At 72.4% G+C, this 21,140-nt stretch carries 18 protein-coding genes and 1 tRNA gene; 8 read left to right on the plus strand and 11 right to left on the minus strand.

Features of this window, described 5'->3' with window-relative positions; genetic code table 11:
* Both ACZJYS_RS12420 and ACZJYS_RS12425 read right to left on the minus strand, forming a co-directional pair.
* Positions 1-592 (minus strand): four-carbon acid sugar kinase family protein (locus ACZJYS_RS12420; RefSeq protein WP_493178495.1); only part of this gene is annotated, 592 nt, incomplete at its 3' end.
* Positions 593-1,022: 430 nt separating this feature from the next.
* Entirely contained in the window at positions 1,023-5,528 is a 4,506-nt protein-coding gene (locus tag ACZJYS_RS12425) for a choice-of-anchor I family protein (protein WP_493178496.1), read from the minus strand.
* Between the two features lie 228 nt (positions 5,529-5,756).
* On the opposite strand from ACZJYS_RS12425, the gene ACZJYS_RS12430 reads away from it, so the two are divergent.
* The 6 genes from ACZJYS_RS12430 (at position 5,757) to ACZJYS_RS12455 (ending at position 10,893) form a co-directional block, all read left to right on the plus strand.
* Positions 5,757-6,356, plus strand: coding sequence for a DUF2238 domain-containing protein (locus ACZJYS_RS12430; protein ID WP_379633587.1), 600 nt, complete (start codon positions 5,757-5,759; stop codon positions 6,354-6,356).
* A 7-nt stretch (positions 6,357-6,363) separates the two neighbouring features.
* Entirely contained in the window at positions 6,364-7,065 is a 702-nt protein-coding gene (locus ACZJYS_RS12435) for an endonuclease/exonuclease/phosphatase family protein (RefSeq protein WP_493178497.1), read from the plus strand.
* Between the two features lie 102 nt (positions 7,066-7,167).
* Entirely contained in the window at positions 7,168-8,211 is a 1,044-nt protein-coding gene (locus ACZJYS_RS12440; protein ID WP_493178500.1) for a sulfate ABC transporter substrate-binding protein, read from the plus strand.
* The gene (gene cysT, locus ACZJYS_RS12445; protein ID WP_493178503.1) at positions 8,208-9,026 is read left to right on the plus strand and encodes a sulfate ABC transporter permease subunit CysT; all 819 of its coding nucleotides are present in this window, start codon (positions 8,208-8,210) and stop codon (positions 9,024-9,026) included. The genes ACZJYS_RS12440 and cysT overlap by 4 nt, the downstream gene beginning before the upstream one ends.
* On the plus strand, positions 9,023-9,850 hold the full coding sequence (cysW, locus tag ACZJYS_RS12450) for a sulfate ABC transporter permease subunit CysW (protein ID WP_379651136.1): 828 nt from the start codon (positions 9,023-9,025) through the stop codon (positions 9,848-9,850). Before cysT ends, cysW begins: the two co-directional genes overlap by 4 nt.
* Positions 9,847-10,893, plus strand: coding sequence for a sulfate/molybdate ABC transporter ATP-binding protein (locus tag ACZJYS_RS12455; protein ID WP_109516003.1), 1,047 nt, complete (start codon positions 9,847-9,849; stop codon positions 10,891-10,893). The genes cysW and ACZJYS_RS12455 overlap by 4 nt, the downstream gene beginning before the upstream one ends.
* Positions 10,894-10,929: 36 nt before the next feature.
* On the opposite strand, the gene ACZJYS_RS12460 is transcribed toward ACZJYS_RS12455, so the two are convergent.
* The gene (locus ACZJYS_RS12460) at positions 10,930-11,154 is read right to left on the minus strand and encodes a hypothetical protein (RefSeq protein ID WP_493178506.1); all 225 of its coding nucleotides are present in this window, start codon (positions 11,152-11,154) and stop codon (positions 10,930-10,932) included.
* A 189-nt stretch (positions 11,155-11,343) separates the two neighbouring features.
* Between ACZJYS_RS12460 and ACZJYS_RS12465 the strand changes: the two genes are divergently transcribed.
* The gene (locus ACZJYS_RS12465; protein WP_109516005.1) at positions 11,344-11,715 is read left to right on the plus strand and encodes a cupin domain-containing protein; all 372 of its coding nucleotides are present in this window, start codon (positions 11,344-11,346) and stop codon (positions 11,713-11,715) included.
* A gap of 261 nt (positions 11,716-11,976) precedes the next feature.
* Here the strand turns inward: ACZJYS_RS12465 and ACZJYS_RS12470 are convergent, their stop codons facing one another.
* The 3 genes from ACZJYS_RS12470 to ACZJYS_RS12480 are packed head-to-tail and all read right to left on the minus strand — an operon-like array spanning position 11,977 to position 14,257.
* Positions 11,977-13,077: a DUF3618 domain-containing protein gene (locus ACZJYS_RS12470; RefSeq protein ID WP_493178509.1), complete on the minus strand. Its 1,101-nt coding sequence runs from the start codon at positions 13,075-13,077 to the stop codon at positions 11,977-11,979.
* Complete coding sequence (locus ACZJYS_RS12475; protein ID WP_109516007.1) at positions 13,074-13,466, minus strand: phage holin family protein; 393 nt, start codon at positions 13,464-13,466, stop codon at positions 13,074-13,076. The genes ACZJYS_RS12470 and ACZJYS_RS12475 overlap by 4 nt, the downstream gene beginning before the upstream one ends.
* Positions 13,466-14,257, minus strand: coding sequence for a hypothetical protein (locus tag ACZJYS_RS12480; RefSeq protein ID WP_493178511.1), 792 nt, complete (start codon positions 14,255-14,257; stop codon positions 13,466-13,468). Before ACZJYS_RS12480 ends, ACZJYS_RS12475 begins: the two co-directional genes overlap by 1 nt.
* A 582-nt stretch (positions 14,258-14,839) precedes the next feature.
* On the opposite strand from ACZJYS_RS12480, the gene ACZJYS_RS12485 reads away from it, so the two are divergent.
* Positions 14,840-15,268 carry a hypothetical protein gene (locus ACZJYS_RS12485; RefSeq protein WP_493178513.1) on the plus strand — a complete coding sequence of 143 codons (429 nt, stop codon included), beginning with the start codon at positions 14,840-14,842 and terminating at the stop codon, positions 15,266-15,268.
* Between the two features lie 176 nt (positions 15,269-15,444).
* On the opposite strand, the gene ACZJYS_RS12490 is transcribed toward ACZJYS_RS12485, so the two are convergent.
* From ACZJYS_RS12490 to ACZJYS_RS12510, 5 genes are all read right to left on the minus strand, one after another.
* Positions 15,445-15,520: transfer RNA gene (locus tag ACZJYS_RS12490), tRNA-Glu, on the minus strand.
* Positions 15,521-15,647: 127 nt separating this feature from the next.
* On the minus strand, positions 15,648-17,429 hold the full coding sequence (gene recJ, locus ACZJYS_RS12495) for a single-stranded-DNA-specific exonuclease RecJ (protein WP_493178518.1): 1,782 nt from the start codon (positions 17,427-17,429) through the stop codon (positions 15,648-15,650).
* 25 nt (positions 17,430-17,454) lie between these two features.
* On the minus strand, positions 17,455-18,438 hold the full coding sequence (gene glpX, locus ACZJYS_RS12500) for a class II fructose-bisphosphatase (protein WP_109516013.1): 984 nt from the start codon (positions 18,436-18,438) through the stop codon (positions 17,455-17,457).
* A 53-nt stretch (positions 18,439-18,491) separates the two neighbouring features.
* Positions 18,492-19,784: a homoserine dehydrogenase gene (locus tag ACZJYS_RS12505; protein WP_493178515.1), complete on the minus strand. Its 1,293-nt coding sequence runs from the start codon at positions 19,782-19,784 to the stop codon at positions 18,492-18,494.
* Positions 19,781-21,016 (minus strand): LL-diaminopimelate aminotransferase, encoded by a 1,236-nt coding sequence (locus ACZJYS_RS12510; RefSeq protein ID WP_493178517.1) that lies wholly within the window; start codon positions 21,014-21,016, stop codon positions 19,781-19,783. Before ACZJYS_RS12510 ends, ACZJYS_RS12505 begins: the two co-directional genes overlap by 4 nt.
* Positions 21,017-21,140: the final 124 nt, after the last annotated feature.

A 21,140-nucleotide genomic window follows, 5' to 3' on the forward strand; every position in this document is an offset into this window, starting at 1 on the left:
CCTCGGTGGCCGCGTCGCAGACCAGCGCATCCTGGCCGGCCTCCAGCGCCGCGCGCACCGCCCGCGCCGCCGCGCCGGGCTCGGCGCGCAGGGCGGCGAGCGGCAGCAACGCCGTGGTCATCCCCGCCCCTTCCAGCACGGCGCGCAGATCGGCATCGGGGTAGGTGTGGTCCCGCCGCCAGAGGGGCGAGGCTTCCAGCGGCGCGCCCTGCAGCCGGACGCGCCCATCCTCCATGGTGCGGCCTGTGGCGGGGAAGGCGGGCGAGACCACCGCCAGGGCCGGCCGCCCGGCGGCGCGGAGCGTGGCGAGGCTGGCCGCCAGTTCCGCCGCCGGCTGCCCGCGCAGGGTGGAATCCATCTTCTTGTAGAGGGCGGCGCCCGGGCCCGGCGGCGCCGCCAGGAGCGCGGCGTGGCGCGCCGCCGCCTGCGCGGGCGGAAGGCGCCGGCTGTCGGTGTCGATGGCCAGCACCGTCTCCTCCGCGATTCCTGCCGGGCCCCAGGCCACGGCGGCGGCATGGCCGCGGCGCGCGAAGGACACCGCGCAATCCGCAGCGCCCGTCAGGTCGTCGGCGAGGATCAGCCAGCGCTGCATCGGTCGGCTCCGGGGCTGGCCAGGGACAGGTCTCCGCGGACAGGAAGGGGCGAACATAGTGCCATTCCGGGGCGCGGCAAGAATCTGCGCGCAATGCGCAGATCGTCCTGCGGAAATCCCGCATGGCGTGCAGGCCCATGCGGTGCGGCCCCGGCATTCCGGCCATGCGCGGCGGCGCCCTGCCGGCCTGCTCCGCCCCGGCCCGGGCCGGCGCAGGCTGGCGCGGGGGCTGCCTCCGGTCCGGCGGCCGGCCTGACCTGGCCCGGCATCCCGAACAGCCACAGCCAGGACCGGCAAGACCGCCTCATCCCCTGCGAAGAGGACGGCCGGCAAGGCGCTCTACGCCGTCTGCGGCAACACGCAGGGCGTGGCGGGCGGCTGGGGCCCCGCCTGGAAGGCGGGGAGGGTCGCTCCCCTCCCCGCCCGGGCCTCAGGCGATGACGGCGTAGGGCGTGCGCCCTTCCGCGCTGCCGAACTCCAGGAAGTGCAGCAGCGGGTTCATCCCCGCCGCCGCCACGTCGGAATTCGCGGCGAGATAGGCATCCGTGTCGAAGCGGCTGCTGGCATCGCGGCCTTCCTTCCAGCCGAAGGCGTTGTAGTGCGCCAGGGCGTCGATGCCCGCCGCCGCCACGTCGGGATTGGCCGCGAGGTAGGCGTCCGTGTCGAAATAGCCGTTCGGGTCGCGCTGCTCGGCGCGGCCATACATTTCCCAGTGCTGGCGGGCATCCATGCCGGCGAGGCCCACATCGGGGTTGGCCAGCAGGTAGTAGCCGGCGTCGAAGCCGTCCGCCGAGACATCGCCGATGGCGGCCGTGACGATGCGCCCCTCCACCGCGCCGTGCAGCAGGTAGTGGGTCAGCGGCAGCATCCCGGCCTCCGCCACATCGGCGTTGCGGGCCAGGTAGGCTTCGCCGTCGAACCGGGCGGAGGGATCGCGGCCCTCCTGCCAGCCGAAGAGGATGTAGTGCTCCAGCGGAAGCATGCCGGAGGCCGCCACGTCGGGGTTCGCCGCCAGATAGGCGTCGGTGTCGAACAGGGCGTTCGGGTCGCGCCCCTCGCGCCAGCCATGCTGGTTGTAGTGGTCGAGCAGGTTGACGCCGGCCGCCAGCACGTCGGGGTTCTGCGCGGCGTAGTGGATGGCGTCGAACAGCGCCCCGCCCTGGTCGAGCCGCACCGTGCCGTTGGCGAAGGTGATCTGCTCGATGCCCCCGGCGCGGATGACCTCGCCATTCCCGCGCAGCGTCATCGCCGTCCCGCCCATGCGGGAGACGCTGTAGGACAGGATGTCCTGGCCCAGCACCAGCGTGTCGAAGCCCGCGCCGCCGTCGATGATGTCGGAGCCGCCGCCACCGGCCAGCCGGTCGTCGCCCGCGCCGCCGCGCAGGATGTCGCGCCCCGCCGTGCCGGCCAGGCTGTCGGCGTCCGCGCCGCCCATCTGCTCCTGCGCCAGCACGCCATCCTCGCGCAGGGCGAGGTTCTGCACCCGGCTGTCCTGCGCGGCGGTGGTGTCGGCCTCGTCGAAGGCGGTGCCGGCGCTGCCGTGCCGGGCCAGCAGGTACTCGGCCAGCGCGTCCTGCTCGGTGCCGCGGGTGGCGAAGCGGCTGGCGCCCTCGGCCAGCAGATCGCTGCCCTGCAGGTCGATGCGGTCCTCGGCGTAGACGCCGATCGGGTAGCCGTCGCCGCCATCGGCCAGGTAGCTCAGCGTGGTCATGCGGATGCCGCGCGACGCATCGCCCACCAGCGCGCCATCCTGCACCAGCGTCTCGATGACGAAGCCGTCCGCATCGACGATCGCCAGGTTCTGGATGCGCGTGCCGGCCACCGCCACGCTGCCATCGGCGTTCAGCCGCTGCGCCGTGCCGGCGGGGTCGTAGGAGAAGGAGAGGCCGCCCACCTGGCCGAAGGAGCCCGGCGTGGCACCCGGCGTGATGCCGGAGACGGCGTGCTCCACGATCCGCAGCAGCTCCTCGGCCGAGACGGTGACGATGGAGAGCGCGTTGTTGAAGCGCAGCGAGTTCTCGATGTCGAGCTGGCTGATGGCGCCCGACGGCTTGCCGGCATCGGGGTTGGCCAGCGGCGGCAGCTCGCCCGCCTCGGCGCCTGTGCCGATGCTGCCGATCTCGGCGCGGATGCCGCCGCCATTCTTGATCGAGACGCTGACCGCCGCATCCACCTGCTGCGCCAGCCAGAGATTGGCGTCGGCGGTGAGGTTGCCGAGATTGGTCTCCTCGGTGCGCACCTCGCCGCGGCGGCCTTCGAGGAACACCTCGGTGTAGCCGAGAAGCTGGCCGTCCTTCTGGTCGATCACGGTGCCGATGGCGTCCGTCAGGCCGCGCACCATGCCGCCGCGCGTGCCCTCGGCATAGGCGTCCTCGTTGCCCCACAGCGCGGCGACCGTCTCCTCGGTCGTGGCGTAGGCGCCGGACTGGCCGGCATCGACGCTGTCGCGGATGATGCGGCCCTCGGCGTCGAAGGTCACCACCAGCCGGCCGACATAGGAGTATTCGCTGCCTGTGTTGACCACGGCGACGGTGCCGCCATCGGCGCCCTCGACGAAGACCGGGTAGCCCTGCGCGGCGCTGTCGCCCGGCAGCAGCGCGTCGGTGCCGTCGGCGAAGACGGCGTGGCTGCCGCCGGCGATGATGACATCGACGCCGCTCAGCTTGCCGGCCAGCTCCAGCTCCAGCTGGTACTGCTGCAGGTGGCTGAGCAGGATGATCTTGTCGAGGCCCTGCGCCGCCATCTGGTCGACATAGGTCTGCAGGATGCTGGCCAGCTCGTCGGTGTTGTTGGCGCCGCCATCGCCGGCGGGGTCCTTCACCACCGTGCCGGAGGGCGAGGAGATGCTCTGCAGCAGCTGGGTGGTGACGCCCAGCACGCCGATGGTCTCGCCATTCTCCTCGAGGGTGGTCCAGGGCGCAACCTGCGCGTCGGCCGCCTCGGCGGTCAGCGCCGCCGCGTCGCCCAGCTCCGCGGCCGTGGTGGCGTAGCTGGCGGCGTCGCGCAGCGCGGCGGTGAACAGGGCGCGCATCGCCGGGTCGGCGCTGAAGTCGAGATTGGCCGAGAGGTAGGGAAACAGCGCGCCGATCGAGGAGACGGCGGCGGCGGTGCTGCCGCTGCCCTTGGCAAAGTCGATGGCGGAGGCCAGGGCGTTGGAGCCGAGGTCCCACTCATGGTTGCCGAACACGCTGGCCTGGATGCCGAGCGCGTTCATGATGGCGATGTCGGCCGCCGCCGGGTTGGCGGCGAGGCCCGAGAGCTGCTCCACCGGCACGCCGAGCAGCGTGGCGTAGAGCTGCCGCAGCGCGCCGCTCACCCCGGAATCCGTGCCGGCGGCGATGAACGGGCCGGGGAGGAAATTGTCGCCCGAGGAGAGGGTGATGCTGTTGGCGACGCTGTCCTCCAGCCTGTCGACGATGGCGGCGAAACGGCTGGCGCGGTCCACCGCCGCGAGGCCCGCCTCGAAGTCGGAAGCGTGCAGGATCTGCAGCGTGTAGGTGCCGTCGCCCTCCACCTCGAGGCGGGAGGCCTGCACCTGCCCGTCGCCCTCGCCGGGTGCGACCAGCACCGGGCCGCCGGCGGTGTCCACCACCTGGATCACCTCCGGCGCGTCGCTGGTCGGGATGAGGCCGGCATAGGTGACGTCGGTGGGCGAGTCGATGCGGAAGGCCATCACGGAGTCGGTGCGCTCCAGCGCAACGAAGGCGTGCAGCACGCCGTCGATCTCCGCCAGGGTGACGCTCTCCGGCTCCGGCCCCTTGTTGTCGGAGCGGCCGTCATCGAACAGCGCGGGGAACTGCTCGATCAGCACGCGCTCCATCATGTCGCCGGAGTCGAAGGTCTGCGTCAGGCCGCTTTCGGTCACTTCCCAGATGGAGAAGGAGCGGCCGCCGAGCGTGGTGATGACGTCGATATCGCCATCGCCATCCGTGTCGCCCTCGGTGGTCAGCACGTCGATGCGGCCGAGGCGCGCGTCGGATTGCAGCTCCGCCACCGCCGCGGCGCCGCCGAAGCTGTCAGCATCGAGGGTGACGTTCTTCAGCCGGTCGGTGTCCGCGTAGTCGCCCCACTCCCGCGCATCGCCCTCATTGGCGGTGACGAGGTAGGTCTTGCCGTCCCGCGTGAATGTGGCGAGGCCATCCGGCATGTAGAGGCCGGAGACGGGCGCGGTGACGATGGCCGGGCCACCGTCACGGTCCGACGGATCGAGCCCCTGCCCGGCCACCGAATGGTCCTTCGTGCCCAGGGCGTGGACGGCGGTGAAGGCCATGCCGTCCAGATCCAGCACGGCGACGGCGTTGTTCTCCTGCAGCGTCACATAGGCGGTGCGGCCATCGGCGGAGAGCGCGATGTATTCCGGCTCCAGATCCGTCGCGGCCAGGGTGCCGGCGGGGCCGGTGATGCGGACGCCCGCCGCCCGCAGCGCCGCCGTGTCGAAGCCACCGAAATCGACGAAGGTGCTGGTGCCGGCCGCGACATCGATCACCGCCACGCCGCCGGCCGGGTCCGCCGCGTAGTCGTCGTTCGGCTCGCCCTCGATGGCGACGAGCAGGCGGCTGCCATCGGGGGTGAAGGTCACCATGTCCGGCACGGCGCCAACCGTGACGCTGCGCAGCAGCGTGGCGCCGGTGCCGGCGGCGTCGAGCTGGTAGAGGGCCACGGTGCCATTGCTGCCGGGGGTGGCGCCGTCATAGGCCACCGCCACCACGTCGCCATGCACGGCCACGCTGTTGCCGGTGCCGAACGGCCCGGCTCCGGCCGCCGGCAGCGAGAAGGCCAGGCTGCCATCCTGCATGCGGAGCGCGTCGACGCCATCCGGCCCCAGCACCAGCACCAGCTGGCGCGCCTCGTCGAAGGCCACCACCTCCGCGCCCCCGGCCGTGCCGCCGCTGGCGGTGTCATGACTCCAGAGCGAGGTAGACGTCAGTCCCGTCATGGCGCGATTCCCGATCCGCTGATCCTGGCCGCGCCTTACCCAGGCCTTAACGGGCCGACATGCGCGGTTTTATGAAATTTGCATTCCCGCCGGACCGGCCGGGGATTGCTGCGGCAGGCCGGCCTGCACCGAAAGCGCCCGCCGCACGTTAAGGCTCCGCCCCCGGCCGATGGCTGCGGGCCAGGCCCAGGCGCGGAGAGGAGAGGAGAGGAGAGGAGAGGAGATGCCATGTCATTGCTGACCAAGGACGACCTGCGGCCCCATTCGGCCTTTGCCTGGGCCTGCCTGCTCGCCCTGGCCGGCACCGGCCTTGGGCTCTGGCTGCTGGGCCGGCAGGGCGCGGCGCTGGGCACCGCCGCCGCGCTGCTGGGCTGCCTGGGTCTGGTCCTGCCGCCACGCGAGCGCATGGGCGTGCTGCCGCACCGGCTGCGGGCCTTGCCGCGCGGGCTGGACGCCACGCCCGTGCTGGCCACGCTGCTCTCCACGCCGGGCTATGGCCTGGGGTGGTTCTACCGCCCCGGCCCCTATGACGAGGTGGTGCATCTGGTCAACGGCGTGCTGGCCGGCGCCGTCTTCCTCGCCCTGCTGCGGGCGGATGGGCGGCACCGGCCGGCCCGCGGCCTGGTCTGGGCGGCGGCGGCCTTCGGCCTGGCGCTGGCCATTGGCTGGGAGGTGTTCGAATGGGCGACCGGGCTGATCGGCGACGGGCTGGACACGGTGACGGACGTGGCGCTGACCGCGCTGGGCGCGGTGCTCGCGGCCGCCTGGGCGGTGTGGCGCGATTCCCCCGCCCCGCAGGCGCCGCGCCTCTCCGATTCCTGCCGCTGAGCGCGGCATGCTTGTCGCCACCTACAACATCCATCGCGGCCGGGGGCCCGCGGGGTGGTTCCGCCCCGCCCGCATCCTGTCCGTCATCGCCGAGATCCGCCCGGACCTGATCGCCTTGCAGGAGGCGCAGCACTACCTGCGCCGGGAAACCCCGATGCTGGAGGAGGCCGCGGTGGCGGCGCTGGGCCTGCGCCCTCTGCGGGTGGCGGAAGCGCCGGCGCAGCAGGGCTGGCGCAGCAACGTGGTGCTGGTGCGGCGCGACGCCACCCTCCTCCGCCCGCCCGAGGGGCTGCGCCTGGGCGGGATGGAGCCGCGCGGCGGGCTGCTGGCGGAGCTGGACCTCGGCGCCGGCCCGTTCCGCCTGATCTCGGCCCATCTCAGCCTCGGCGCGGCGCGGCGGCGGCTCCAGGCGCAGGCCCTGCTGGCGGCGATGCGGACCGGCTCCGGTCCCCGCATCCCCACCCTGTTGCTGGGCGATCTCAACGAGTGGCGGCCGGGCGCCTCGGCGCTGGGCGTGCTGGAGCCGGTCTTCGGCGCGCCGCCGCACCCGCCGAGCTTCCCCGCCTTCCGCCCCTGGCTGGCGCTGGACCGGATCCTGCTGCACCCGCCGCACCTGGCGCCGCAGGTCGTGGCCCATGACACGCCCCTGGCGCGGCGGGCCTCCGACCATCTTCCGCTCAAGGCCCGGGTGACGCTTCCGCCCGCCTGAGACGGGCGCGGCCGCCGGAGGGCGCGTGGGGCATCTCCACGGAAACATTGCATCGCGGCGGCCCAGGCTGGATGATCCGTGCCTGGAGAGAGTGAGGTCCCGATGACCCTGCCTGCTCTGCCTCGCCGCCTGCTGCTGGGCACAGCCCTGGGGGCCTCCCTGGGAGCCTCCCTGGGGGCCGCCGCGCCGCACGCCGCGCGGGCGCAGGGCGCCGCCCAGCTCCTCAACGTCTCCTATGACCCGACGCGGGAATTCTACCGCGCCTTCAACGCCGCCTTCGCCGGGCAGTGGAAGGCGAGGACCGGCCAGACGGTGCGCGCCAATGCCTCGCATGGCGGCTCCGGCCGACAGGCGCGCGCGGTGATCGACGGGCTGCAGGCCGATGTCGTCACCCTCGCCCTGGCCTACGACATCGACGCCATCGCCGAGCGCGGGCTGATCGCGCCGGACTGGCAGAAGCGCCTGCCGTACAACAGCGCGCCCTACACCAGCACCATCGTCTTCCTGGTGCGCAAGGGCAACCCGAAGGCCCTGCGCGACTGGGGCGACCTGGCGAGGCCGGGCGTCTCCGTCATCACCCCCAACCCCAAGACCTCGGGCGGGGCGCGCTGGAACTACCTGGCCGGCTGGGCCTGGGCGCTGCGCCAGCCGGGCGGCGAGCGCGCGGCGCAGGACTACCTCGCCACCCTGTTCCGCAACGTGCCAGTGCTGGACACCGGCGCGCGCGGCTCCACCACCAGCTTCGTCCAGCGCGGCCAGGGCGACGTGCTGCTGGCGTGGGAGAACGAGGCGTATCTCGCCCTGGCCGAGTTCGGCACCGACAAGTTCGACATCGTCCACCCTTCCCTCTCCATCCTGGCCGAGCCGCCCGTGGCGGTGGTGGACCGCAACGTGGACCGGCGCGGCACGCGCGCCCTGGCCGAGGCCTATCTCCAGGCGCTCTACGCGCCGGAAGGCCAGGCACTGGCCGCGCGGCACCACTATCGCCCGCGCGACGAGGCGGCGCTCGCCGCCGCCGGAGACCGCTTCCCCAGGCTCGAGCTGGTGACCATCGACGACCCGGCCCTCGGCGGCTGGAGACGGGCCCAGGCCACCCATTTCAACGATGGCGGCCTGTTCGACCGCATCTATCAGCCCGGGCGATGACGCCGCGGCGCCGCGATCCGCTGCCGGGCTTCGGCCTCAGCCTCGGCATCACCCTGCTCTGGTTGCTCGGCCTCGTCCTGCTCCCGCTGCTGGCGCTGCTGCTGCGGCCGCTGGAGCTGGGGCCGGCGGGCTTCTGGCATTCGGTGACGGAGCCACGCGTGCTGGCCGCGCTGCGGCTGTCCTTCCTGGGTGCCCTGGCGGCGGCGGCGGCCACGGTGCCGCCCGGCCTGCTGGTGGCCTGGGTGCTGGTGCGCTACCGCTTCCCCGGCCGGCGCCTGCTGGACGGCATGGTGGACCTGCCCTTCGCCCTGCCCACCGCCGTGGCCGGCCTCGCCCTCACCGCCCTCTACGCGCCGAATGGCTGGCTGGGCGCGCCGCTGGCCGCGCTGGGGCTGAAGGTGGCCTACACGCCGCTCGGCGTGGTGCTGGCCATGGCCTTCGTCGGCCTGCCCTTCATCGTCCGCACCGTCGAGCCGGTGCTGCGCGACCTGCCGCGCGAGGCGGAGGAAGCCGCGGCGACGCTCGGCGCCAGCCGGGCGCAGACGCTGTGGCGCGTGGTGCTGCCGGCGCTGGCGCCCGCCCTGCTGGCCGGCTTCGCCATGGCGGCGGCGCGCGCCATCGGCGAGTATGGCAGCGTCATCTTCATCGCGGGCAACATGCCGATGGTGAGCGAGATCGCGCCGCTGCTGATCGTGGTGCGGCTGGAGCAGTTCGACTACGCGGGCGCCGCCGCCGTGGGGGTGGCGATGCTGGCGCTGTCCTTCCTGCTCCTGCTGGCGCTGAACCTGGTGCAGCGCCTCTGGCGCCGCGCATGACGCCCTCCACCACCGAGCCGCGCGGCCTGCGCTGGCTGCTCATCCTGCTCGCCGCGCTGCTGCTCGGGGTGTTCCTGCTGCTGCCGCTGGCGGCGGTGTTCACCGAGGCGCTGCGCCGGGGCTGGCCCCCCGTGTGGCAGGCGCTCTCCGACCCCGACGCGCTGGCGGCCATCCGCCTCACCCTGCTGGTGGCCGCCATCGCCGTGCCGGTGAACACGCTGGGCGGGCTGGCGGGCGCCTGGTGCATCGCGCGCTACCGCTTCCCCGGCCGCGCCCTGCTGCTGGCGCTGATCGAGCTGCCCTTCTCCGTCTCGCCGGTGGTGTCCGGCCTGGTCTGGGTGCTGCTGTTCGGCGCGCATGGCTGGTTCGGCCCCTGGCTGGAGGCGCGCGGCCTGCAGATCATCTTCGCCGTGCCGGGGCTGGTGCTGGCCACGCTCTTCGTCACCTTCCCCTTCGTGGCGCGCACGCTGGTGCCGCTGATGCAGGAGCAGGGGCGCGAGGCGGAGGAGGCCGCCGCCACCCTCGGCGCCTCCGGCTGGCAGAGCTTCCGGCGCGTGACGCTCCCCGGCATACGCTGGGCGCTGCTCTCCGGCGTGCTGCTCTGCAACGCCCGGGCCATGGGCGAGTTCGGCGCCGTCTCCGTCGTCTCCGGCCATATCCGCGGGGAGACCAACACCATGCCGCTGCATGTCGAGATCCTCTACAACGAGTACCAGTTCGTCGGCGCCTTCGCGGTGGCGGCGCTGCTGGCGCTGCTGGCCCTCGTCACCCTCGGCGCCAAGGCGCTGGTGGAGCGCGGCACGGCGCGGGGCGCGGCCGCATGAGCGTGGCGGTGCGCGGCCTCACCCGCCGCTTCGGCCCCACCGCGGCGCTGCGCGACATCGCGCTGGAGACCCGGCCCGGCGAGTTCGTGGCGCTGCTCGGCCCTTCCGGCTCGGGCAAGACGACGCTGCTGCGCATCCTCGCCGGCCTCGACTTCGCCGACAGTGGCACGGTGGAGATCGAGGGGCAGGACATGTCCGCCGTGCCGGCGCGGGCGCGGCGGCTGGGCTTCGTGTTCCAGAACTACGCGCTGTTCCGGCACATGAGCGTGTTCGAGAACGTGGCCTTCGGGCTGCGCGTGCGGCCGCGCGCCGCCCGCCCGGGCGAGGCCGAGATCGGCCGCCGCGTGCGCGCGCTGCTGGAGCGGATGCAGATCGGCGCGCTGGAGCGGCGGATGCCGGAGCAGATCTCGGGCGGGCAGCGGCAGCGCGTGGCGCTGGCGCGGGCGCTGGCCATCGAGCCGCGCCTGCTGCTGCTGGACGAGCCCTTCGGCGCGCTGGACGCCGAGGTGCGTAAGGGCCTGCGCCGCTGGCTGCGCGACCTGCACACCGAGATGGGCCTGACCAGCCTCTTCGTCACCCACGACCAGGAGGAGGCGCTGGAGCTGGCCGACCGCGTGGCGGTGATGGAGGCCGGCCGGCTGGTGCAGATCGACACGCCGGAGCGGCTGGTGGAGGCGCCGGCCACCGCCTTCGTCGCCGGCTTCCTGGGCCACGCGGCGCGGCTGCCAGGGCGGCTGGCAGAGGGGGCGCTGCATTTCGGGGGCGTGCCGCTGCCCCCTCTGCCGCGCGCCGCCCTGCGCGCCGCCCCGGCGCAGGACGGGCCGGTCCTGGCCTTCATCCGCGCGCATGAATGGGCGGTGGCGCCGGCGCCGGAGGGGGAGGCCAACGCCACCCTGCGCAGCCAGCGCCCCGCTGGCGGCCATGCCCATGTGGAGCTGGACCTCGCGGGCCATGTCATCGAGGCGGAGGCGCCGCTTGGCCTGCTGCGCGTGGGGCAGCCCTGCCGCCTGGTGCCGCAAACCGCCCGCGCCTTCGCCGCCTGAGTCGCCTGCCTGAACTGGCTTTCCGGGCGCGGCGCGTCAGGGTGGCAGCAGCACGCGCAGCGGCCCGGGCGCGTCCGGCACCTTCACCGGCAGGGCGCCGGCCGGATCGCCATCCATCTGCGCCAGGGCGGAGGCGCCCTCGAGCCGCACGGCCCCGGCGCGCCGGATCTGCACGCCGGACATACGCGGCAGCAGGTTGAACGGCAGGGCCGCGCCGTAGGGCGCCGCCGCCAGCGGTCCGGAGCGGCGGAACAGCACCACATGGAAGCCTTCCTCGCCGGGCAGGGGAGCCGCCGGAGGCCGGCCCGGCGAGACGCGCGCTTGCGGCGGCGGAGATCAGGACGGACAATCCACCGCGCGCACTCCCGCCCCGGGACGGCGCCCATGTCAAGAACCGCTTCCGGCATGCCCGCGGCATGCACCGGCTGAGCATTGGAGGGAAAAGGCGCCATGAGCCAAGCCGATGAATTCCACAATCTTGATTCAGGAACAGGCGGCATCCTGCGCGAACTGGCGCCCGGCCTGACCACGCGGATCTTCGCGGGGGAGCAGGCCATGCTCTCCGTGGTGACAATCGCGCCGAATGCGGAAGGCAAGGTGCATTCCCACCCGGAGGAGCAATGGGGCGTGCTGCTGGAAGGCAGCGCCGTGCGCATCCAGGGCGGGGAGGAAATCCACGTCGGGAAAGGCGATTTCTGGCGCACGCCCGGCGGGGTTCCGCACACCATGCGGGCCGGGCCGGAGGGCGCGCGGGTGCTCGACATCTTCAGCCCGCCGCGGCCGGAATACCGCGTCGCAGGCTCCGGGTTCGGCACGGGCTGACAGGCAGCCTCGGCGCATGAGGACGCCAGAGGCGGAACTTCATCAGCTTGGCTGGCCACCCCTGCCCGGAAGGCCGTCCACCACCCTGCCGGTGACGCTCCTTCCGGTGACGCCCCAACTCGTGACGCCCGGGCCCGCCTTCTCCCGGCGGACAGCAACCACGCGGGGGAGATAGACCCGCATGATGGTGTCCGCCGGCCGGCATACTGCCGGCCGGCGGATGGCTAGGAAGGCATCAGGCTTCGGCGCCTGAGCGCTGCCTCACCTCTGCCCCAGAGTGGTGGAGGTGCTGGCATCCTTATGCGCCGTACCGCTGCTGCTGCTACCCGCGACGCCGGTGCCGCTGCCAGTTCCAGGGCCAGTGCCGGTACCAGCGCCGGTGCCGGTGCCGGTGCCGCGCACCGCCTGCTCCACCGCACCACCGGTGGCCGATACCGTGCCGCCACCCTGCTCCTTCAGCTTCTCCTTGCCATGCTCATAGGTCTCGGCGAGTGCCTGGCCAATGCCCTGCGCCTGGGTGGTGACCGCATCCTTCGCCTGCTCGTACTGCGTCTCCGCCGTCTCGCGGAGCTGGCGGGCGGTGGCCTCGCTGGCCTCACCCATCAGCCGGTCCTCGGTTTCCGTGCGAGGCAGCAGGGCACCCAGCGCGGCGCCGACCGCCAGGCCCAGCGCGCCGATCAGCAGAGGCTGCTCGGTGGTGATGCGGTTCCAGTTTTCACCGGCCTGCCGGCCGAGATGACCGGTGCCCTCCGCCAGGCGGTTGTAGTGATGCGAGGCGGCATCGCGCGCATCATGCTGGTACATCCGGGCCCTGTCTCCCGCGCTTCCGGCCGTGCTGGAGACACGGTCCGTCATATCGGAAGCCGTCTGGCCGATGGAGGCGGCGGCGTCCTTGACGCTCTCCTTCGCGCCCGCCACGGCGTCGCCCAGCCGGCTGCCCAGGCCCGGTGCGCTCGGGCCGGAGGACGTGCCATGGCTGGAAGCCGAGGTGGTGGTGACCGTGGGCGCCGGCAGCGCAGGCTGGCGCGGCGGAGACAGATCGCGCGGCGGCGGCATGTAGTGGCTGCTGCGCGGCGCACCGCCATCCCGCCCCGACATGATCAGCCAGCCGATCCCGGCGCCGATCATCAGGACCGGCAAGGGATTGTCGCGAACCGCCTGGCCAAGATTGCGCGCAAACTGCGCGCCGCCGGCGTTCCGCGCATAATCCAGCGCCTGCTCGACAAGCTGACCTGGCGCCATGCTGCCGCGCAGGGCCTCGATGGTCTCGTTCACCCGCGCGCGGGTGCGCTCGACATCGCTCTCGATCTCGGCGGCCGACTGGCCACGGGGATCGGTGGTCTGGTCGTTGCTGTGGCTCATCGCACGGCCTCCTTGGCGAGGGTAGCATCCTGCGACACCTGATGGGCGGCGCGCTGCGGGATCAGCTGCGTTGCCCGCAGGCGATTGACGCCAGTGCGGAGCAGCACGAAGCCGACCACTGCGGCCAGGACGCCGACGATCAGGCTGGAGAGCGCCGTGGACAGCCCCAGCGTGACCAGCCAGGCCGCCAGGGCCTGCAGCAGGATCACCAGGCCCGCCATCAGCAGGGCGGCGGCGACAGCGATGCTGCCGACCCCGCGCCCCACCTGCCCGACCGCCTCGTTCATCTCGGCCCGCACCAGCTGGACCTCTTTGAGGACCAGGGTCGAGGATTGCTGGACCAGGTCGCCGAGCAGATCGGGGACGGTCCGGTTGCCTTCGTTTGCCATCAGGATGTCACCTCATCACCACGCGGCATGCTGCCGGGCTGGCCGGTACCGGGGCGATGCGCCGCGGCGCCACCCAGCGTGGCGGCGGGCATCGTCACCGGCTTGGAAGGGGCGCCGGGCGCAGCCGGGTTGCTGACCCATCCGGGAGCCGGGCCGGCCGCACCTGCGGTGCCGGTGCCGGTGCCGGTGCTGCCCGTGCCTGTCGCATACCCCGTGCGGCCCGCGCCCATGGCGGGTTCAGCGCCCATGCCGGCAGAATGGCTGGATCGCTGCGCGCCGCCCGTCCGCGCTCCACCCGACATGCCCTCCGACAGGCCCACACGCGCGAAACGGGTGATGGCGAAACCCGCCAGCACCGCCGCACCGAAGAAGGCCGTCGGCTGGCGGCGGGCGAAGCCGTTGACCTGCTCCACCAGCTCACCCACGCTGCGCTCGCGCAGGCTTGAGGAAATGCCTTCGACGGATTCCGCCGCAGCGCGCACATGACGCGCGATCTCGGGCGAGCTGTCCTCGAGGTCGTCGGCTACGCGGCGCACGGCATGGGCCAGCCCTTCGGCCCGCTCGGCACCAGCGGCCTTGCCCTGCTCGGCCAGGCTCTCGGCGCGCTCGGTCGCGGCTTCGGTGATGTCGCGCTTCTTCTGTTTCGCCTCGTCCGCCAGGCTGGCGGCGGCGTCCTTGGCATCCTGCCGGATATCCGGCATCGCCTCACGCGTCTTTCCCTCCTGCTCCGTCGGCTTCGCGCCGAACGGAGTTGTGGAGGGAGATGGCGTCTGCGGAGAATGTCCGCTCATGCTCTGGCCCTTTTCTACTCGTCATCCTGATCAGAACCCGAGGGCGGGCGATCGACAAAGGACGCAGTTGCCGAGAGCCCCGAAGGTTCCCGACAGTTTTTGCCTTAGGACAGATGACGCGCCGGACAGACCGCCGAAGCCCCGCGCCGCCCGATCGGGAAGGGGGATGAAGGGAGATACGCCCGATGAGGGTGCCGGGAGCGGCAGCAGGCGGCGTCTCCCGCATGGCAGGAAGTTTTACCGCCAGTGGCGCCGCATTGAGGGCGTGCTCGGCGGACTCCGAGGGCTGGCGCCGCCTCGCCATGCGCCATGGCCCCTACGCGTGCATCTTTCCGTCCACCATCTGCCTCGTGGACATCAGCCCGTTGTTATCGAGAGATTTTTCCGCGAGAGCGCAGGCCGTGCTCCATGGTCATGTGATTGCCTGCAAGGCGTACCCGAACGATGGATCTGATGAAGCCTTGGGCGCTGGTTGCACCTTCTGAGTCTTCTGCCGCAAGACGCAGGGCGGCATGATCGCAGTCGGCGCGAGGTGTTCCATGGCCTGCGCTATGTTGTGAAGAGCGGTGTACCGGGCGCTGGATGCCGAATGGCCTTCCGGAGTGGACAACCCTTGTCGACCAGCAGGCGCAGCGCTGGTTGGCGGCAGGCTGCTTCGAGGCGGTGGCCAAGGATCTGCGCATCGTGCCGTGCCTGGCCACCGGAGGGCAGGCCCTGCCTTGCCCTGCCATTCTGGACAACAGGACGTTGCGCTCCATGCCGGAAAGCGAAACCCGCTCCGGATATGAAGGTGCCAAGCGGAAGGCGCGTTCCGAGCTGCGTCTGACAGCCGGCACGCCGGATCACCTGCCGGCGCTGCACGCCACACGCCCAAGCAGGCCGCCCGGCTCGCCGCAGATCCAGAACAGCCTTCAAAATATGCCGCATGGAATTCTCAGGCGTCGTTTCTGTGAGGATCTGCAGATCTCAAGTCTGAAGGACAGTCGAGAAAGCGCTCTGCATAGCTTTTGAGGCAGGCAAGCTCGAGGACAGGAAGCAGAAATTCGCTGCCTCTATTGTCTTGGCCTTGATCATTTCAGGATGATCGGACGCACAGCGCCTACTGTGCCAGAACCATCCAAGCAGCTTCCAGACCAGCGGCCCTCAGAAGAGCCGACATGCGGATTTAAATGGCAGTGTGGAAGTGATGGCGTCCCCAACGGGATTCGAACCCGTGTTACCAACGTGAAAGGCTGGTGTCCTAGGCCTCTAGACGATGGGGACCTACGCCAAGCAAGCCGTCCGGCCAGGAAACATGGCCCGCGGCAGCGGCGGCTTACTACCGCAGACGGAACCGGACGTCCAGCCCTCGCCAGGCAGGAAAACGCCGTGGCGAAGGTGGGCATCACGGCTATGCCGCGGCGGCATCCTGCACATGCAGGCCGACCGAAACATTGCCGTTCCAGCTCTCGGCCCGCAGCGTGCCGCACAGATGCACAGGCGCTCCGCGGCTGTTCAGCAGGAGATCCGCCAGCGGCCCCTCCTTGGCGCGGAAGCACACCGCCTTGAGCCGCCCTCCCCCCTCGCCCTCGACAAAGGCGCGGATGGTGTTGCCTTCCTTGCCCACGCGGTCGGCGCGCACGATGCGGGTGCGTGGGAAGACGAAGACCGGCTCCTCGTTGCCGGCGCCAAAGGGGCCGAGGCGCGCCACCTGCTCGACCAGCGCGACGGTCGCGGCGGGCACCAGCAGGGTGCCGTCCACCACCAGGTCGGCGCTGGTCGGCAGGGTGGCGGCGTGGGCGAGCTGCGTGTCGAGGAAGGCATGGAAGGCCTCCCGCTGCTCCATCCGGAAGGAGAAGCCGGCCGCCATGGCATGGCCGCCGCCCGTCTCCAGCAGGCCCCCCTGCCGCGCCGCGATCACCGCCGCGCCGAGATCGACCCCCGGCACGGAGCGGCCGGACCCCTTGGCCAGCCCCTCCGCCACGCCGGCCACGCAGACGGGGCGGTTGAACTTCTCCTTCACCCGGCCGGCGACGATGCCCACCACGCCGGGGTGCCACCCCTCGCCGCAGACCAGCAGCGCCGGGTGGCCGGCCTCCGCCTGCTCCTCGGCCTGGGCGAAGGCGGCGGCCAGCACCTCGCTCTCCACCTCCTGCCGGCGGCGGTTGACGGCGTCCAGCCGCTCGGCCATGGCGCGCGCCTCGATCGGGTCGTCGCAGGCCAGCAGGCGCAGGCCGAGATCCGGCTCGCCGATGCGCCCCGAGGCGTTGATTCGCGGCCCGAGCAGGAAGCCCAGCGTGTAGGCGGAGGGCGCCTCGCGCGCCTGCGCCACCTCCAGCAGGGCGGCGATGCCAGGCCGCTCGCCGCGCCCCATCACCTTGAGGCCCTGCGTCACCAGGGCGCGGTTGAGGCCGGTGAGCGGCATCACGTCGCACACCGTGGCCAGCGCCACGAGGTCGAGCAGGCCGAGCAGGTTGGGCTCCGGCCGGCTGGCGAAGAAGCCGGCGCGGCGCAGCGTGCGCAGCGTGGCGATGGCGGCCATGAAGGCCACCGAGGCGGCGCAGAGATTCCGCAGGCCGGAGGTGCAGTCGAGCCGGTTGGGGTTCACCGCGGCGGCCACCACCGGCACCGGACCCTCGGATTTGTGGTGGTCCAGCACCACCACGTCGGCGCGGTCCCGCGCGGCCTCCAGCGCCGCATGGGCGGCGATGCCGCAATCGACGCAGACGATCAGCGTCGCGCCCTCGGCGCAGAGGGCGGCGATGGCGGCGGGGTTGGGGCCGTAGCCCTCCTTGAGGCGGTCCGGCACATAGGCGCGCACCGGGCAGCCGAGCCCGCGCAGGAAGCGCAGCATCAGCGCGCCGGAGCAGGCGCCATCCACATCGTAGTCGCCGAAGACGGCGACGGATTCTCCCGCCTGCACCGCCTGGGCCAGGCGCCCGGCGGCGCGGTCCATGTCGAGCAGCACGGAGGGGTCGGGCAGCAGGGCGCGGAGCGTCGGCTCCAGGAACACCGCCGCCTGCTCGATGCCGATGCCGCGCGCCGCCAGCAGCTGCCCCACCAGCTCCGGCAGGCCGAGGCGCTGGGCGATGGCGAGGCCGATGCGGGAATCGCCCTGCCGCCAGATCCAGCGCCGCCCCTGGGCGGAGTGGGAGACGCCGAGGACCGGCGCGGCGCCCACCGCGGCGCCCATGCCGGTCCCGGACAGGGCCAGCCCGTCAGTCAACAAAGGCGCTCGGCTTGAGGGAGAAATTGTGGTGCGCCTCGATGTAGCGGACCGTGCCGGTCTTGCTGCGCATGATGATGGAGTGGGTGTAGGCCGAGGTCGGGCCGCGGCGGACGCCCTTGAGCAGCGGGCCGCCGGTGACGCCGGTGGCGGCGAACATCACGTCGCCCTGCGCCATGTCCTCGGCGGTGAGCTTCTTCTGCGGGTCGGTGATGCCCATCTCGCGCGCGCGGGCGATCTGGCTGTCATCCTCGTAGAGCAGCCGGCCCTGCATCTGGCCGCCGATGCAGCGCAGCGCGGCGGCCGCCAGCACGCCCTCCGGCGCGCCGCCGGAGCCGAGATAGAGGTCCACGCCCGTCTCCGGCTGGGAGACGGCGATGAGGCCGGCCACGTCGCCATCCGGGATCAGCATGATGCGCGCGCCCACCTCGCGGCAGGCGCGGATGATCTCCTTGTGCCGGTCGCGGCCGAGGATGCAGACGACGAGGTCGTTGATCTCGGCCTTCTTGGCGCGGGCCAGCTCGCGCAGGTTCTCGGCCGGGCTGGCGTCGAGGTCGACGATGCCGGCCGGCAGGCCGGGGCCCACCGCGATCTTGTCCATGTAGATGTCGGGCGCGTGCAGGAAGCCGCCATCCTCGGCCACGGCCAGGGTGGCGATGGAGTTCGGCCCGCCGGTGGCGCAGATGTTGGTGCCCTCCAGCGGATCGACGGCGATGTCGACCTTGGGGCCGCCGAGGCCGATCTTCTCGCCGATGTAGAGCATCGGCGCCTCGTCCATCTCGCCCTCGCCGATCACCACGGTGCCGCTGATGGCGATGGTGTCGAAGGCCTTGCGCATGGCGTCCACCGCCGCGCCGTCGGCGGCGTTCTTGTCGCCACGGCCGATCCAGCGGCTGGCGGCCAGCGCCGCCGCCTCGGTGACGCGCACCAGTTCGAGGGCGAGATTGCGGTCAACGGGGGTGGTGTCGCGGCGCATGGTGGCTCCTGTCTGTCCCGGTGCGGGGTTTGCAACCGCCCCGCCAACGCGTGTCAAAGGGATTCGATGCGGATCAGCGCCGGCGGCTCCAGCACCGCCTCCAGCGCGCCGATGCGCGCCAGCGCGGCGCGCATCGCGGATTCGCGGCAATCATGGGTGGTCAGCACCACCGGCACCGCCTCGCCCGGCGCGCGGCCGCGCTGGATCATCGATTCCAGGCTGATGCCGTTGTCGCGCAGCGTGGCGGTGACGTCGGCGATGACGCCGGGCCGGTCCAGCACCATCAGGCGGAGATAGTAGGCGCCGTGGTGCCGTTCCATGGGCAGAGCGGGCGCGCCATCCAGCGCGCCGGGCGCGGCGCCCCAGACCGGGGTGTGGCGGCCGCGGGCGATGTCGATGAGGTCGGCCGCCACGGCGCTGGCGGTGGGGCCTGCGCCGGCGCCGCGCCCTTCCAGCACCACGCGGCCGACGAAGTCGCCCTCCGCCACCACGGCGTTGAACACGCCGTCCACGCGGGCGATCGGGTGGGCCGCCGGCACCATGCAGGGGTGCACGCGGGTGGCGATGCCGCCCTCCTCCCGCTGCGCGATGCCGAGCAGCTTGATGCGGTAGCCCAGCTCGTCCGCCAGGCGGATGTCGAGGGCGGAGACGGCGCGGATGCCCTCCACATGCACGTCGGCGAAGGAGACGGGGCGGCCGAAGGCCAGCGCCGCCAGGATCGCCAGCTTGTGCGCCGCGTCGATGCCGTCGATGTCGAAGGAGGGGTCGGCCTCGGCGTAGCCGAGCTTCTGCGCCTCCGCCAGCACGTCGGCGAATTCGCGCTTCTGCTCGCGCATGTTGGTGAGGATGTAGTTGCAGGTGCCGTTCAGGATGCCGGTGACGCGGCGGATCTGGTTGCCCGCCAGCCCCTCGCGCAGCGCCTTGATGGCGGGGATGCCGCCCGCCACCGCCGCCTCGTAGGCGAGGGTGGCGCCGCTGGCCTCGGCCATGCCCGCCAGCGCGGTGCCGTGCAGGGCGAGCAGCGCCTTGTTCGCCGTCACCACCGGCTTGCCGGCGGCGAGCGCCGCCTCCACCAGGGCGCGGGCCGGGCCGTCGCTGCCGCCGATCAGCTCCACCACCACGTCGGCCTGGGCGTCGGCGGCCATCGCCACCGGGTCCTCGTACCAGCGCAGCCCGTCGAGCGAGACGCCGCGGTCGCGGTTGCGGTCGCGCGCCGAGACGGCGGTGACGACGACGGGGCGGCCGGCGCGGGCGGCAATGATCTCGGCGTTGTCGCGCAGCAGGGTGAGCAGCCCGGCGCCGACCGTGCCCAGGCCGGCGACCGCGACGGAAAGCGGACGGGTCATTCTTTCACCAGTTCAGCAGCAGGAGCGGCGGCGGGCTCCGTGACGGGCCCGCCATTGTCGGTGGCCAGGAAGGCGCGGATGCCGCGCAGCGCCTGGCGGATGCGGTGGGTGTTCTCCACCATGGCAATGCGCACATGGGTGTCGCCATGCTCGCCGAAGCCGAGGCCGGGGGCCACCGCCACCTTGGCGCGCGCCAGCAGCAGCTTGCTGAACTCGACCGAGCCGAGGTGCTTGTAGCGGTCCGGGATCGGCGCCCAGACGAACATGCCGGCCTCCGGCACCGGCACGTCCCAGCCGGCCTGCTTGAGGCCCTTCACCAGCACGTCGCGCCGCTCGCGGTAGAGCTTGCGCATGTCGTCGATGCAGTCCTGCGGGCCGTTCAGCGCGGCGGTGGAGGCCACCTGGATCGGCGTGAAGGCGCCGTAGTCGAGATAGGACTTCACCCGCGTCAGCGCCGCGATCAGGCGCGGATTGCCGGCGGCGAAGCCCATGCGCCAGCCGGCCATGTTGTAGGTCTTGGACATGGAGGTGAACTCCACCGCCACATCCTTGGCGCCCGGCACCTCGAGGATCGAGGGCGGCACCTTGTCGCCATAGTACAGCTCGGCATAGGCGAGGTCGGACAGCACGAAGATCTCGTGCCGCTTCGCGAAGGCGACGATCTCCTTGTAGAAGTCGAGCCCCGCCATCAGCCCCGTCGGGTTGGAGGGGAAGTTGACGATCAGCGCGGTGGGCTTCGGCACGGAGTGGCGCACCGCGCGGTCCAGCGCCTGGAGCATCTCGTCATCCGGCGTGTGCGGGATGGAGCGCACCGAGGCGCCGGCGATGATGAAGCCGAACTGGTGGATCGGGTAGGAGGGGTTCGGCACCAGGATGGTGTCGCCCGGCGAGGAGATGGCGGCGGCGAGGTTGGCCAGCCCCTCCTTGGAGCCGAGCGTGGCCACCACCTCCGTCTCCGGGTCCAGCTTCACGTTGAAGCGGCGGGCGTAGTAGCCGGCCAGCGCCCGGCGCAGGCCGGGGATGCCGCGGCTGGCCGAGTAGCCATGCGTGTCCGGGTTCTGCACCGCCTCGACCAGCTTGGCCACGATGTGCGGCGGCGTCGGGCTGTCCGGGTTGCCCATGCCGAGATCGACGATGTCCTCGGCCGCGGCGCGCGCGCTAGCCTTGGCCTGGTTCACCTCGGCGAACACATAGGGCGGCAGGCGGCGGATGCGGTGGAATTCCTCGGTCATGGCCTTGGGGGTCCGTGCGACTGGAGCGTGCAGAGAGACAGGTGAATCGGGGGCGCGACCATAGAACGGATTGCCCCCCCGCGGAAACGGCCGCGCGGCGGGCTACAGCCGCGGCGGCGGCGGC

The organism is Roseomonas sp. TS2, from assembly GCF_058833935.1.

Bases quoted from the DNA above. Each gene is read 5' to 3' on its own strand.
- ACZJYS_RS12465 (WP_109516005.1), top strand. From the start codon at position 11,344: ATGAGCCAAGCCGATGAATTCCACAATCTTGATTCAGGAACAGGCGGC.
- ACZJYS_RS12485 (WP_493178513.1), top strand. From the start codon at position 14,840: ATGCCGAATGGCCTTCCGGAGTGGACAACCCTTGTCGACCAGCAGGCG.
- ACZJYS_RS12470 (WP_493178509.1), bottom strand. From the start codon at position 13,077: ATGAGCCACAGCAACGACCAGACCACCGATCCCCGTGGCCAGTCGGCC.
- ACZJYS_RS12440 (WP_493178500.1), top strand. From the start codon at position 7,168: ATGACCCTGCCTGCTCTGCCTCGCCGCCTGCTGCTGGGCACAGCCCTG.
- glpX (WP_109516013.1), bottom strand. From the start codon at position 18,438: ATGCGCCGCGACACCACCCCCGTTGACCGCAATCTCGCCCTCGAACTG.
- ACZJYS_RS12425 (WP_493178496.1), bottom strand. From the start codon at position 5,528: ATGACGGGACTGACGTCTACCTCGCTCTGGAGTCATGACACCGCCAGC.
- cysW (WP_379651136.1), top strand. From the start codon at position 9,023: ATGACGCCCTCCACCACCGAGCCGCGCGGCCTGCGCTGGCTGCTCATC.
- ACZJYS_RS12455 (WP_109516003.1), top strand. From the start codon at position 9,847: ATGAGCGTGGCGGTGCGCGGCCTCACCCGCCGCTTCGGCCCCACCGCG.
- ACZJYS_RS12475 (WP_109516007.1), bottom strand. From the start codon at position 13,466: ATGGCAAACGAAGGCAACCGGACCGTCCCCGATCTGCTCGGCGACCTG.
- ACZJYS_RS12430 (WP_379633587.1), top strand. From the start codon at position 5,757: ATGTCATTGCTGACCAAGGACGACCTGCGGCCCCATTCGGCCTTTGCC.
- ACZJYS_RS12505 (WP_493178515.1), bottom strand. From the start codon at position 19,784: ATGACCCGTCCGCTTTCCGTCGCGGTCGCCGGCCTGGGCACGGTCGGC.
- recJ (WP_493178518.1), bottom strand. From the start codon at position 17,429: ATGGGCGCCGCGGTGGGCGCCGCGCCGGTCCTCGGCGTCTCCCACTCC.
- ACZJYS_RS12480 (WP_493178511.1), bottom strand. From the start codon at position 14,257: ATGAGCGGACATTCTCCGCAGACGCCATCTCCCTCCACAACTCCGTTC.
- cysT (WP_493178503.1), top strand. From the start codon at position 8,208: ATGACGCCGCGGCGCCGCGATCCGCTGCCGGGCTTCGGCCTCAGCCTC.
- ACZJYS_RS12510 (WP_493178517.1), bottom strand. From the start codon at position 21,016: ATGACCGAGGAATTCCACCGCATCCGCCGCCTGCCGCCCTATGTGTTC.
- ACZJYS_RS12435 (WP_493178497.1), top strand. From the start codon at position 6,364: ATGCTTGTCGCCACCTACAACATCCATCGCGGCCGGGGGCCCGCGGGG.